Here is a 13,216-nt window from a genome sequence, read left to right as displayed (position 1 = left end):
AGCGCGCAGGCAGCACCCGTAGGCTGGGGAGCACCCGATGACCCCGGGAACGAAGGAACAGTTGTGAGCTCACCCGCCCAGACCCCGTCCACGCTTGATGCCTCCGCGGACACAGCCCCAGCCGCAGCCGCAGCCGCGGAGGATGTCGCCTCGGCCTACGCGCTTGGGCACCAGGACGTGCTGCGCCGTCTGGAGGTCGAGTCCGAACAGGGCCTCAGCGCCGAGGCGGCCGCGGCCAGCCTGGAGAAGCACGGCCCGAACCGGCTCCCGGACCCGGACCAGGACAACGCGTTCATCCGGTTCATCAGGCACTTCCACGACGTGCTGATCTACGTGCTCATCGGCGCCGCCGGACTCACCGCACTGCTTCAACACTGGGCCGACACCATCGTGATCCTGATGGTCGTCGTGATCAACGCAGTCGTGGGCTTCCTGCAGGAGGGCCGCGCCGAACGCGCCCTGGAGGGCATCCGCAACATGCTCTCACCAAGCGCCGATGTCCGTCGGGAGGGTTCCTGGACCACGGTGGACGCCGAGCTGGTCGTCCCCGGCGACATCGTGCGGCTGCGCACCGGGGACAAGGTCCCCGCTGATGTCCGGCTGATCGACACCGCCGACCTCGCGATCGAGGAATCGGCCCTCACCGGCGAATCCGTCCCGTCCGAGAAGACCACCGAGCCCAGTGAGGAGGGCGCACCGCTGGGGGATCGCACCTCCATGGCGTTCTCCGGCACCCTGCTCACCTCGGGCACCGCGACCGGCGTCGTCGTCGGCACCGGGGAGGACACCGAGATCGGACGCATCAACACGATGATGTCCGAGGTCGAGACCCTTCAGACCCCGCTGACCCGACAGATCGCCCGCTTCGGCAAGGTGCTCTCCCTGGGCGTGCTGGTGCTGACGCTGCTGCTGGTCGGGCTGGGCTGGGGCCTGCACGGCACCCCGATCACCGAGCTGCTCCAGGCCGCCGCCGGATTCGCCGTCGCCGCGATCCCCGAGGGACTCCCGGCGCTGATCACCATCACCCTGGCGCTGGGCGTGCAGACCATGGCCAAGCGCAACGCGATCACCCGCAAGCTCTCCGCGGTGCAGACCTTGGGCAGCGTGACCACCATCTGTTCGGACAAGACCGGCACGCTGACCAAGAACGAGATGACCGCCGAGCGCGTGGTCCTCGCCGATGAGACCCTCGAGATCTCCGGCACCGGTTACGTGCCCGTGGGTGAGGTCACCCGGGACGGCGAACGGATCAGCCTGGACCACCCGGGGCTGCATCGGTTCGTGGAGATCATGAGCCTGACCAATGACACCGAGCTGATCCGCAACGACGCCGGCGGCTGGGCGATCGCCGGGGAGCCCACCGAGGGCGCACTGAAGTCCCTGGCCGGCAAGCTCGGCTTCGACGACTCCTCCGGCTCACGGCTTGCCACGCTGCCCTTCAGCTCGCAGAACAAGCTCATGGCCACCACCGCACAGCTGACCGAGCACGAGACCCTCGTGCTGATCAAGGGCGCCCCGGACCGGCTGCTGGCCCGCTCCGCCACACAGCTCACCGCGCAGGGCGAGACCGAGGAGCTCGACACGGCCGCGTGGCATGAGCACATCGACGCGCTCTCAGCAGACGGCCTGCGCGTCCTCGCGGCCGCCTACCGTCCCGCTCATGCGCAGGACAGCGAGTCCCTGAGCGTGGAGGACCTCGGCGAGGAGCTGATCTTCGTCGGGGTGGTCGGGATCGTGGATCCTCCGCGGCAGGAGGCGATCGACGCGATCAAGGTCTGTCACGACGCCGGTATCCAGGTCAAGATGATCACCGGTGATCATGCCGGCACCGCCACCGCGATCGCCCGGCTGATGGGGATCGACAATGGTGAGGGGGCCATCTCCGGGACTCAGCTGGAGGCCACCGACGACGAGTCGCTGCGCGAGCTTGCCCAGCGCCATCACGTGTTCGCCCGCACCTCCCCGGAGCACAAGCTGCGCCTGGTCCGCGCCCTGCAGGCCGAGGGCGAGGTGGTGGCGATGACCGGCGACGGCGTCAACGACGCCCCCGCGCTGCGCCGGGCCGACGTCGGCATCGCCATGGGACTCAAGGGCACCGAGGTCACCAAGGACGCCGCCGAGGTGGTCCTCGCCGATGACAACTTCACCAGCATCGAGACCGCGGTCGAGGAAGGCCGCAGGATCTACGACAACCTGCGCAAGGCGCTGGTCTTTCTGCTGCCCACCAACGGCGCCCAGGCCACAGTCGTGCTCTTCGCCGTGGCCTTCGGCTGGACCCTTCCGCTGACCCCGCTGCAGGTGCTCTGGGTCAACATGGTCACCGGCGTCACGCTGGCCTTCGCGTTCGCCTTCGAGCCCGCCGAGGACGGGATCATGCGGCGCAAGCCGCGGGATCCCAATGCCGGGATCGTGGAGGCCCGCCACGTGGTGCAGATCGCGGTGGTCTCACTGCTGATCGCCGCCGTGACCATCATCGTGTTCCGCTGGCGCATGGACGTCGGTGACGATCTGGAGGTCGCCCGCACCCTGGCCACCACGGTGCTGGTGGTCTGTCAGGTCTTCTACCTCTTCAGCGTGAAATCGCTGGAGAGCTTCAGCCTGCGACCCTCGGTCCTGTTCAAGAACAAGATCGCCTGGTTGATGGTCGCGGTGCTGACCCTGCTGCAGGCCGGGTTCATCTACCTGCCCTGGCTGCACACGATCTTCGACACCGCGGTGTTGGATCCGTTCTACCTGCTGATCACCGTGGGGGCAGGGCTGGTGGTCCTGGTGCTGACCGAGCTGCTGAAGCTGGTGCTCTACGCGGGTCGGCGGGCACCGAGACTTCGCGAAGCGCCCGGCAGCTAGACACGATGCACACCGCCTGGCGTGTGCACCTGCCCTGATGCTCAGGTCGGATCGGCTCATGGGATGAATCTTGGTTCTCGGCGGCACCACCCGGACCCGGAGGATCAGGGCCGGCGCCGAGGCAGAGCCAGGACCTAAGCTTCGGATCGCGGTGACACCCGGCCTCGCGGAGAGCCTAGACTCAATCTGGTGACAGCCCACTCCGCTCAGCACCCGCACGTGATCGTCGTGATTCCTGCCCACGACGAGGCTGGAGCCATCGGTGCCGCAGTCACCGCGGTCCGCGCTTCAGCACATCACGCGGATGTTCAGCTGCGGCTGATCGTCGTCGCCGACGCCTGCACGGACGACACGGCCGCGATCGCCCGCTCTGCTGGCGTCGAGGTGCTCGAGATCGGCGCCAACAACGTCGGTGCTGCCCGGGCGGCCGGATTCGAGCATGCACTGACCGGCCTGGCAGACGTCACTGACACCCCGCTCGGGGCGGAACAGTGGCTGGTCACCACCGACGCCGACAGCCATGTCCCACTGGACTGGTTCGCCAAGCAGGCCGAGCATCGAGACCGCGGCGCCGACGTCGTCGTGGGCACGGTGATGCTGGCCCCCGTACCCGGGGCCGACCCGGTGGGCCTGGCCTGGGCCGCCGAATACGCCGAGAAGATCACGGGGCGCCGACACAGCCACATCCACGGTGCCAATCTGGCGTTCACCGCCCGCGCCTACCGGGCAGTGGCGGGATTCCGAAGCCTCGCCGATGACGAGGATGTGGACCTGGTGGCCCGGCTGCGCCGCAGCGACGCCGTGGTGGTCACCGCCACCGATATGCCGGTGATGACCTCACGGCGCACCACCGGCCGCGCCCCGCGCGGATTCGCACAGACCCTGGGAGCCCTGCACGCATGACCGATCTTCTCCGCGAGGTGCACGCCCACCTCCGCCAGCCCATGCCTCCGCTGCCTGGGCGTGGTGAGACCGCCCGGCGCTGGCGCCGACTCGCAGAGCTCACCGCGCAGAACACGGTGGCGGGCAGGCTCTATGAGGCCCACGCCGATGCTGTGGCGATCAGCACGGACCTGGGCCGGCCAGAGATGGTCTCCGCCGGCGAGCTCTGGGGAGTATGGGCCGCAGAGCCACCGGCCCCGGTGCTCACCGCGACGCGCAGCGGCCAGGGCTGGACGCTGACCGGCACCAAGCCCTGGTGCTCCGGGGCCTCGCTGTGCAGCCATGCACTGGTCACCGCGACTGTCTTCACCGCGGCCGTGGCGTCGGACGCCGCGGGTCCAGTCCAGGATTCAGTCGCCGGCGCTGCGCAGAAGATGCTCTTCGCGGTGGACCTCTCCTCCCCCGGCGTCTCCCCGGTGCCCGACACCTGGCAGGCGGTCGGGATGGCCGCCAGCGACTCGGGCTGGGTGTCTTTCGAGCAGGTGCCCGCAACCGCGCTGGGCACACATGCCGACTACCTTGACCGTGCCGGCTTCTGGCACGGCGGCATCGGGGTGGCCGCCTGCTGGTACGGCGCCGCCCGCGCCGTCGCCGCCCCGCTGCTCACCCGGGCCACCACGCCCAGCGCCTCACCGATCCTGCGGGCCCACGCCGGGGCTGCAGCCGCCGCACTGACCGCTGGCTGGGCGCTGCTGAGCAGCACCGCCCGCGCCGTGGACGCCGACCCGCACAACCTGCCGATGGCGAAGGCGCAGGCCTTCGCGGTGCGCACCTACATCGACCGCCTGGCCGCCGAGATCATCGACCGCACCGGCCGCGCTCTGGGACCCGGACCGCTCGCCTCGGATGCGATCCACGCTCAGCGGGTCGTCGATCTCGGCGTCTACATCCGGCAGTCCCACGCCGAGACCGATGAGGCAGCACTCCCCGCGGTCATGGCCGAGGACGGGCTGAGCTGGGACCACCTGATCGGGGACGGTCATGACACCTGGTGAGACCCCGCGGACCTTCCACGGCGCTCAGGCGCCGCACAACACCCGTGCCGCGCTGATGAACTATGACGCGGACGTGCCGGAATGGGGCATCGGCGAGATCGACGCCGCGGGACGCTGGATCCCCCAAGACCTGCCCGGGCTGCTGGTTGTGGCTCCGCACCCCGATGATGAGGTGCTCGGAGCGGCCGCGCTGATCGCCGCCGGACTGCGCAGCGGCTCACCCGTGCGGGTCCTGGCCGCCACCGACGGCACCGGGTCCCATCCTCCCAGCAGCATTCCCGCAGATCAGCTCGCCGAGATCCGCACCGCCGAATCCGAGGCGGCCTTGGAGGAGCTGCGCGGACTCACCCCGGGCCCGCGCGGTCCAGGCAGTCTGCAGCGCATCCGGCTGCACCTGCCCGACGGCGAGCTCGCCGCCCACCGCGAACCGCTCGCCGAGGCGATCGGCGCCGCCCTGCAGGACATGCCCGGCGGCACCCTCTTAGCGGCTCCGCTCTCTCGGGATGGGCACCCGGACCATGACACCTGCGGCGAGGTGGCTGTTGCCGCCGCGGCGCAGCGCAACGCCGCGCTGGTGCAGTACCCGGTATGGCTGTGGCTGCACAGCACACCTTCGGACTCGACGTCAGAGCCCGGCCGTCCGCCGGAGGTTCCGTGGACCGCGGCGCGCTCCATCCCGATCGACCCCGAGCTTGCGCAGGTCCGGGGCCGCGCGGTCGCCGCCTTCGCCTCTCAGCTGGGGGCCGAGCATGGCACGCCGGTGGACCGGAACCCCGGTGAGCCCGTGCTCACCCCGAGCATGCTGGACACTGTGCTGCGGGATCAGCAGATCGTCTTCCCGGGGACACCGCTGGACTTCGAGGGCCTCCATGCGCGGGGATCGGACCCGTGGGGAGTCACGACCCGCTGGTATGAACAGCGCAAATACGGGCTGACCATGGCCGTGCTCCCCCGGGCTCGCTACAGCCGAGCGTTCGAGCCGGGCTGCTCCATCGGCGGGGTGACCGAACTGCTGGCGCAGCGATGCGATGAGGTCCTCGCCACCGATATCTCCGGCTCAGCGCTGCACGTGGCGGCGCAGCGGGTCGTGGCCGAGAACGTGACGTTCCGGCACGCCAGCATCGAGGACTGGCCCGCCGGGAGGCTCGATCTGATCATGATCAGCGAGCTGGCCTATTACCTCAGCGACTCCCAATGGGCTGCGGTCCTGGCACGAGCATCGCAGACCCTGGAGTCCGGCGGCCACCTGGTGTCGGTGCATTGGCGCCACCCCGATGCCCAGGCGTTCCGCTCAGCGCAGCAGATCCGGGCCGACCTGCGGGCGGTGCCCGGCTGGGCCGTCCAAGGCAGCTATGAGGATCTCGACATGCTGATCGACGTGCTCGGCCCGGCGGGCCCGAGCGTGGCCCAGACCGAGTTTCTGCACTGAGGTCAGGGCTGGTTGACGGCTCGGCTCCCGGCCGGAATCTCCACCGTCGCGGGGACCGGACGGCGGAGCTCCACGGTGGCGGTCCAGATCCCCGCGAGGATCAGCACGGGCACGGCGAGCACCACGGCAGCCAGAAAGAATGCATTGAACGTCTGGATCAGCGTGGTGTCCATGGCGGGCTCCTCAAGAAGGTGTGGCGGTGAGTTGTTATGGGAGGTGGCCGCGCTCAGGCGGCGCTGCAGAGGCTTCGATTGAAGTGCAGCCGCCGGGAGGCGAACTCGGTGCCGAGCATCCGCTCGATGTTCGAGATCACGCCTTGGGAGATCGTCTCCATCAGATCGGAGGGATCAGAGTCGGCATTGATGGTGCAGCTGAGCTGGAAGACCAGACCGGCGTCGTCGCCGGAGATCTCCACGATTGCGGACTCCACATGTGGGTGAGCCATGAGGCCGGCGGATGCCGCCTTGGCGATCTGGTCGTAGCGCATGCAGCGAATTCGCTGGGCCGCTTCCTGGGTCACATGGCCGTGCGTCTCCCGCGGGACGGGCTGAGGCGTCGTGTTTCCCGGCGTGATCGTGCTGTTGGGGAATGCTCGTGCGCTCATCTGATTTCTCCGGACCCTTTGGCGGCTGCCCCCCTGTTGCAGTAACGCATCTGTCTCTTCATCAACCTTACTGTTAGAAGGTATAACTATTAACGGATCTAACGCAAAATGAGAGTCAGTGTCATCAGCCTCTGACGAGGTGAGACGGCTGTTTCTCCACCGTCTCCTGATCCAGGTCGGGGCGGGTTCGTGATCTGTAGGGTGGGGAGGACGCCCTGACCTGAGAGGTTCACTCCATGACGCCATACACCCCCGCCGAGGTGCGCAGCACTCCCGCGAAGCAGATCTCCACCCCCCTTGCCGGCGTGGACGCCTGCGTCTCTGGGACCCGGGCCGCTTTCAACAGCGGCCGCACTCGGTCGATGGACTGGCGCCGGGACCAGCTCAGGGGCATCCTGCGGCTGCTCGAGGAGCGGGCACCGGAGATCCATGCGGCGATGGCCGCGGATCTGGGGAAGAACGACGTCGACGCTCATCTCACCGAGGTCCTCTCGGTGAAGTCCGAGGTCAAGCACGCGGTGAAGAACCTTGAGCGCTGGACCCGGGATCGGAGCACCTCGGTCCCGTTCATCGTGGGCAGCGCTCGCGCGCATGTGCAGCGCCAGCCGCTGGGCACGGTGCTGATCATCGGCCCCTGGAACTACCCGTTCCACCTGTTGCTGATGCCGCTGATCGGCGCGCTGGCGGCCGGAAACTCGGTGGTGCTCAAACCGAGCGAGCTGGCTCCTGCGGTCTCGGCGACCGTGGCGGAGCTGATCCCGGAGTACCTCGACGCCGAGGCCGTGCAGGTGGTCGAGGGCGGAGTCGAAGAGACCACCCGACTGCTGGAGCACCCCTTCGATCACATCTTCTACACCGGCAACGGCACGGTGGCCTCGATCGTGATGGCCGCCGCGGCGAAGCACCTGACCCCGGTGACGCTGGAGCTCGGCGGCAAGTCCCCGGTCTGGATCGACTCCTCGGCTGATCTCACCGCCACGGCTGAGGCGCTGGTGTGGGGCAAGTTCAGCAACTGCGGCCAGACCTGCGTCGCGCCGGACTACCTGCTGACCACTCCCGAGCTCGCCGAGCCGCTGGCCCTTCAGATCGCCCGGGTCACGCGCCGCGCCTTCGGCTCCGATCCCGCACGCGCGGAGAACTACGGGCGGATCATCAATGAGCGTCACGCCGAGCGCCTCGCCGGGCTGCTGGGCTCCGGCCGCGCGGTCATCGGCGGTTCGGCGGAGGTCTCTGCCCGGTACATCGCACCCACGGTGCTGCTGGATGTGGAGCCTGACTCGGCGGTCATGCAGGACGAGATCTTTGGTCCGATCCTGCCGATCCTCACGGTGGCGGACCACCACGAGGCCATCGAGTTCATCAACGCGCGGCCGAAGCCGCTGGCGCTCTACGCCTTCACCGAGCACCCTATGGTGCGCGAGGACTTCCTCGAGCGGACTTCATCCGGTGGCATCACCTTCAACACCGTGATGACGCAGCTGGCGGTGTCCACCCTGCCTTTCGGTGGGGTCGGCGCCAGCGGCATGGGCCGCTATCACGGCGAGTACAGCGTGGCGACCTTCAGCCATGAGCGGGGCGTGCTGCGCAAGCTTCCCGGCTTCGATCCGACCCGGCTCGCGAAGGCACCGATCTCCTGGGGCATGCGCCGGATCCTGCTCAAGGGTTGACGCCGGGCTCGCGCTGCCCGCCCTCGGTCCGCCTTCTGCCCGACTCGGAGGCGGAACCGGCTGCTCAGGCGTGGCGGTAGGTGGGCAGCACCGCGTTGGAGGTGACGATGACCTTGCCCAGCGGCATCAGCGAGACCGGGATCAGCTTCAGGTTCGCGATGCCCAGCGGGATCCCGATGATGCTGATGAACATCGGGATCGCGGTGAGCACGTGGCCGATGGCGATCCAGATGCCCGCCACCAGGATCCAGATCACGTTGCCGATGGTGGTGAACAGACCTGCACCCCGAGGGCTGCGGTCAACGATCGTGCGGCCGAACGGCCACAGCGCGTAGGCCCCGATCCGGAAGGACGCGAGGCCGAAGGGGATCGTGATGATCAGCAGGCAGCAGATGATCCCGGCGATGAAGTAGCCCAGGGCCAGCCACAGGCCGCCGAAGAGGAGCCAGATGACATTGAGAATCGTAGAGATCGTGGAGTTCATCTCACTATTCAATAGCATCCGCGGCTGCGCTCAGAAGGGCAGCGGTCCTGCTCTGCTTTCGCGCTTGTCGTCTCTACACCCAGCGACCCCTGAGCACACCGCCCTGGCTCCCTCGCAGGGGGGGCGGTTCTGGGCAGGCTCGACTGCCCTGATGTCGGTAGTCGTTGAATGCCCTCTTCGGGGTGAGGTCAGATGAGGAAGTCGCCGATGAAGCCGCCGGGCTGGCACCCGGGCGGCACGGCGAAGACTGCGCTGCCGACAGGGGTGGTCCACTCGTTGAGCCGGTCCGCTTCCGCAAGGCGCCTCTGGATGGGCAGGAACTGGCGGTCGACGTCGGCCTGGTAGGAGATGAAGATCAGGCCGCTGTTGCTGATCTGTTCACCGGACGCCGGATCGTCATAGTTGTAGCCGCGGCGCAGGATCTGCTCCTCGGGCCCCACCTGGTGGGCGCGACGGATATGGGCGAACTCCTCGATCACCGGGAAGCCCAGCGCGCTGGTGGCCTCGAAGTCCGGATCCTGGTGTTCGCGGGTGCCGGTCAGCGGTGCTCCGACGCTCAGGTCCCGCCCCACCGAGGATTCCTTGCCGCTGCGGGCGAGCTCATCCCACCCGTCCATATCCATCTGGATCCTCCGGATCACCAGCGATGTGCCGCCCTCCACCCACGGGGTGAGCGCACCGGCAGAGCCCGACGGCGGGTGGCCCCAGACGGCGAACTCGTTGCCGTCCCCGCCGCGCTCAGGCTGGACGGTCTCATCCACCTGACCGAAGAGGTTTCGCATGGACGATCCCTGCTCCTGGGCCCCATGTGCTGAACGAAAACCGTTCTGGATCCACCGGGGCCGCGCCTCGCTTCGCGCGCTCTTGAGCATGATCCTGCGCGCATGAGCCAGCGAGATCGGGTTGTTGCCGCAGAGCTGGAGCAGCAGATCTCCGCCGCACAGCGCGGGCTCGAGCTCGTCGATCTCGAAGTCCGGCAGATCCTTCAGCCACGCGGGCGCGGCTCGAGGATCCAGCCTGTCGATGAGCCGTCGGCCGAAGCCGAAGGTGACCGTCATGCTCGCAGGATTACCAGCGAGCTCCGGCTCCGTATCCGCGAGCGCCGGTCGACCGGCGGTCAGCCTGGAGGCGTCATCGCTGAGCAGCCGCAGCAGCCGCTGGATGCCTTCGGCATTGCGGGGTTCTCTCAGATCAAGCGCGATCAGGAGCGCATGAGCCTGAGCGGGGGTGTCGATGCCCGCCTGCCGCTCCCCGAAGAACGGCACGGTCTCGGAGCCGTATCTGCTGGTGCGCACCTCGGGCTCAGGGTCGCCCCAGCGCAGCCCGCTGCCGATGCTGGCCGCCGCGGCCACGCCTGCTCCGCCGACCCCGGCGCCGAGCAGGAGGCCGCGGCGAGAGAAGCCATGCCGGGAGGCTGCTCGGTCGGAGCCTCTGAGCCCCGAGTCCGTCCGCGCAGAGTCGGTCTCGTGCGGCCCCTCAGCGTTCATGATCATCGGACTCGTGATCGCGTTCATGACCGCTGGCGTCACCGTGGCTCGCGGGGCCGTCGCCCTCGGAGCCGTTCCCGTGGTCCATGGGATCCATATCGCCGCCGTGCTCGTAGGGCTCGTCCTGACCGCCGTCGTCACGGACCATGGCCTTGATGCTCTCCTGCGTGCCGTCCTCGAACTCCAGCGAGATGTCGAACACCTCTCCGGGCAGCAGCTCCTGCTGCAGGTCCATGAGCATCAGGTGATCGCCCCCGGCCTGCAGCTCCAGGGAGCCGGAGGCCGGGATGATGAAGCCATCCTCGATCTCCTGCATGATCTGTCGGCCGTCCTCCTCCACGATCTCGTGGAGCTCCGTGATTCCCGCGACCTCGGAGCTGGCGCCCACCACCGTGAGGTCCTGATCGGTCAGGTTCTCGATGGTGCCGAAGACGCTGGTCATCTCGGAATCGGTGGCGCGCGCCCACATGTCGTCCTGGCTGCTCTGGATGCGCGCATCCTCCTTCGCTTCGGCCTGGGCTGCTTCGGTCTGCGGGCTCTCGGACGCTGTGCTTTCTGATCCGCCTTCGCTGCAAGAGGTGAGCGTCAGTGTTGCGGCTGTCGCCAGGGCAGAGAGAGTCCAAATGGGATTCTTCATGACAGTGGTGTTCCTTCCGGGCGCATGGCCCTTCAACCCGAACGCGCACTCGTGCGCGGTGGGCATAGATGTCTTGGGTGGGAGAGCGATCCACGGGAAGCGGGTCGCCCCAGCTGGACCTGACCGCGGGGAAGCGGCAGGCCGGCGGGAGCCTGATCAGAGGCTGCGCATCAGCAGCGCTGAGTCAGGCGTGCGCGTTCGGGCTTGTGGAGTCGCGCCGGGGTCGGGCGCGGCGGATCAGGCGGATCAGGCGCGGGGCGTCTTGCGCCCGCGCAGAACAGCCATCGCGATCGCAGCAAGCAGACCGAGCACCGTGAGAGCACCGACCACGACGGCCCAGACCGGCAGGCCGGGGTCCTGCTGGGTGTCCGCAGCCGCGTCCCCCGTCACCGGTTCATCCGCCTCGGCGGAGTCCGTGGAGGTGGAGTCGGCGACGTCGTCGTCCTCTGCAGGAGCAGCAGCCTCAGTCTCGGTCTCAGCGTCGGCGTCGGTCTCGGTCTCAGCGGGAGTTGAAGGCTCCGGCGTGGGCTCGGGATCCGGCTCTGCTGCAGCCACTTCGAAGTCGAAGGAGCTCTCCTCGGCGTGCCCATCGGAGTAGACCACTCGGTAGGCGACCGTGTAGTCGCCCCCGGGAAGCTCCGCGGGGAGCTCGGTCCACATGGTCGCACCCTCGATCTCGGTCTCGCCCTCCCAGTTCTCACCATCCTCATCGCTGACCGCGATGATGTTGGTGATGGACTCACCGGTGGTCAGTCCGCCGCCGGAGAACTCGAGGGTGATCTCCTCGGGGCTCGCCTCGAGGAGGTCACCGGCTTCCGGAGAGGATGAGATGAGTGAATCGTGCGCCCAGGCGGGAGCCGCCATGGTGGTGACGGCCAGGCCGAGCGCGGCGGTCGCGGAGAGTGCGGTCATGCGGCCGGCGCGCTGGCGCCAGGTGGTGGATGTGCGGTGTGCGGGGGTGCGGGATGACATGAGTTCAGTGCTTTCCGTCGTGAAGTGACTGGTCCCCGGCGTCGAGCCGTGGAAACCATATGGCGATGTCAGCTCACGAGGACCGGCGGTCCGCGCAGGGTCTGCGCGCCGCCGCCGAGCCAGAGGTCCCGCAGGATCACCGTGGAGAAGGAATCGTGCGCACGGATGGCACGGGGCCCGGTCAGCGAGACCGGACGCAGGAACAGCAGCAAGACCGGGCGCAGCAGCAGCAGGGCGGCAAGCGCCTGGAGAATGAGTTCGCCGCGGCGGATCACCCCGAAGCTGAAGATTGCGGCGCACACGTGGGCGATGATCATCGGCGCATCAGGCAGCACCTGAGCGACCGTGCTGGTCTGCGCCGCACCGACCACCGTGACGGCGTGATCATGGGCCGCATGCCCGGCGTGAGCTGCCGCGTCGCTGTTCACAGTCGCGCTGGCGGAGGCCCCCGTGGCAGGCAAGAGCGCGAAGAGACCGTGCAGCACCGCCTGGCTGAACCCGACCGCGGCGCCGAGCCGGGCCCGACTGAGCCGCACGGCGGAGAGCGAGGCACAGACGGGAAGGCTCACCGCGAGCGCCAGGACCAACACGATCCAGTGCGGCATGTGGTGGCCTGCGGCCGAGTGGGAGATCGCAGCGGAACCGATGGCCAGGGTCGCGGCCAGCAGCCCGCGGGTCAGCCGAGCGGTACCGGTCACGGGACGCGGTGAAAGGGTGAAGTCCGCGGCATTGACCACAGGATCCCCTTCCCTCGGCTGATGCGGGCGAGTCTACTACAGCGTGTAGAACTCGGGGGCGTGGGTGGCGGGGGTGGATTCCGCTGGACGAGATCGCCTCAGCGAGGCCCCCCCAGGGAGACGCTCCCAATTCCTGGCCTGGGCCGCCTTCGTGATCCCCGGCTCGGCCGGAGCCTGGTTCGGGTGGCGGGCCGGGGGCCGGGAGTGCTGGTGGACCCGGCTGCGTCAGCCCTGACCACCCAGCCTGCATCTAGTGGGCGATTTGGGGGCTTTTCGGACCGAATCCCACCTGCGGGTTCTAGTGGTGGTTGCAACAGCCTGAGATTCAGGAGTTGCAAGTGCCTTCACCACATCACCCCCGACCCCGGACCGGACAGGGATACCCGGCCTGGTTCAAAGACCAGGTCCTGGATGA

12 protein-coding genes are annotated in these 13,216 nt (G+C 68.4%); 5 read left to right on the top strand and 7 right to left on the bottom strand.

Annotated features, from left to right (window positions below; translation table 11 throughout):
* The first annotated feature begins 63 nt into the window (after positions 1–63).
* The 4 genes from LTH96_RS11035 (at position 64) to LTH96_RS11020 (ending at position 6,213) form a co-directional block, all read left to right on the top strand.
* Positions 64–2,847 carry an HAD-IC family P-type ATPase gene (locus LTH96_RS11035; RefSeq protein ID WP_241465810.1) on the top strand — a complete coding sequence of 928 codons (2,784 nt, stop codon included), beginning with the start codon at positions 64–66 and terminating at the stop codon, positions 2,845–2,847.
* A gap of 189 nt (positions 2,848–3,036) precedes the next feature.
* Complete coding sequence (locus LTH96_RS11030; protein ID WP_241465808.1) at positions 3,037–3,750, top strand: glycosyltransferase; 714 nt, start codon at positions 3,037–3,039, stop codon at positions 3,748–3,750.
* Positions 3,747–4,784, top strand: coding sequence for an acyl-CoA dehydrogenase family protein (locus tag LTH96_RS11025; protein WP_241465807.1), 1,038 nt, complete (start codon positions 3,747–3,749; stop codon positions 4,782–4,784). Before LTH96_RS11030 ends, LTH96_RS11025 begins: the two co-directional genes overlap by 4 nt.
* Positions 4,771–6,213, top strand: coding sequence for a bifunctional PIG-L family deacetylase/class I SAM-dependent methyltransferase (locus tag LTH96_RS11020; protein ID WP_241465806.1), 1,443 nt, complete (start codon positions 4,771–4,773; stop codon positions 6,211–6,213). The genes LTH96_RS11025 and LTH96_RS11020 overlap by 14 nt, the downstream gene beginning before the upstream one ends.
* A 2-nt stretch (positions 6,214–6,215) precedes the next feature.
* On the opposite strand, the gene LTH96_RS11015 is transcribed toward LTH96_RS11020, so the two are convergent.
* A complete protein-coding gene (locus tag LTH96_RS11015; RefSeq protein WP_241465805.1) occupies positions 6,216–6,386 on the bottom strand; it encodes a hypothetical protein in 171 nt (56 codons plus the stop codon).
* A gap of 53 nt (positions 6,387–6,439) precedes the next feature.
* Positions 6,440–6,817, bottom strand: a complete 378-nt coding sequence (locus LTH96_RS11010; RefSeq protein WP_241465804.1) for a hypothetical protein — start codon at positions 6,815–6,817, stop codon at positions 6,440–6,442.
* A gap of 236 nt (positions 6,818–7,053) precedes the next feature.
* Between LTH96_RS11010 and LTH96_RS11005 the strand changes: the two genes are divergently transcribed.
* A complete protein-coding gene (locus tag LTH96_RS11005) occupies positions 7,054–8,484 on the top strand; it encodes an aldehyde dehydrogenase family protein (RefSeq protein ID WP_241465803.1) in 1,431 nt (476 codons plus the stop codon).
* A 64-nt stretch (positions 8,485–8,548) separates the two neighbouring features.
* Here LTH96_RS11005 and LTH96_RS11000 read toward each other — a convergent pair whose 3' ends face one another.
* The 5 genes from LTH96_RS11000 to LTH96_RS10980 all read right to left on the bottom strand — a co-directional run bounded on the left by LTH96_RS11000 (position 8,549) and on the right by LTH96_RS10980 (position 12,762).
* Entirely contained in the window at positions 8,549–8,956 is a 408-nt protein-coding gene (locus LTH96_RS11000; RefSeq protein ID WP_241466045.1) for a YccF domain-containing protein, read from the bottom strand.
* 200 nt (positions 8,957–9,156) lie between these two features.
* Positions 9,157–10,455 (bottom strand): Dyp-type peroxidase, encoded by a 1,299-nt coding sequence (locus tag LTH96_RS10995; protein ID WP_370644443.1) that lies wholly within the window; start codon positions 10,453–10,455, stop codon positions 9,157–9,159.
* Positions 10,445–11,092, bottom strand: coding sequence for a copper chaperone PCu(A)C (locus LTH96_RS10990; protein WP_241465800.1), 648 nt, complete (start codon positions 11,090–11,092; stop codon positions 10,445–10,447). The genes LTH96_RS10995 and LTH96_RS10990 overlap by 11 nt, the downstream gene beginning before the upstream one ends.
* Before the next feature lie 246 nt (positions 11,093–11,338).
* Positions 11,339–12,064: a copper resistance protein CopC gene (locus LTH96_RS10985; protein ID WP_241465799.1), complete on the bottom strand. Its 726-nt coding sequence runs from the start codon at positions 12,062–12,064 to the stop codon at positions 11,339–11,341.
* A 68-nt stretch (positions 12,065–12,132) separates the two neighbouring features.
* Entirely contained in the window at positions 12,133–12,762 is a 630-nt protein-coding gene (locus LTH96_RS10980; protein ID WP_241465797.1) for a hypothetical protein, read from the bottom strand.
* Positions 12,763–13,216 lie beyond the last annotated feature (454 nt).

It is taken from the genome of Nesterenkonia sp. LB17 (assembly GCF_022565915.1).
Classification (GTDB): Bacteria; Actinomycetota; Actinomycetes; order Actinomycetales; family Micrococcaceae; genus Nesterenkonia.
Note: the sequence above shows the minus strand (reverse complement) of the source record. Positions and strands in the feature narration are given on the sequence as shown.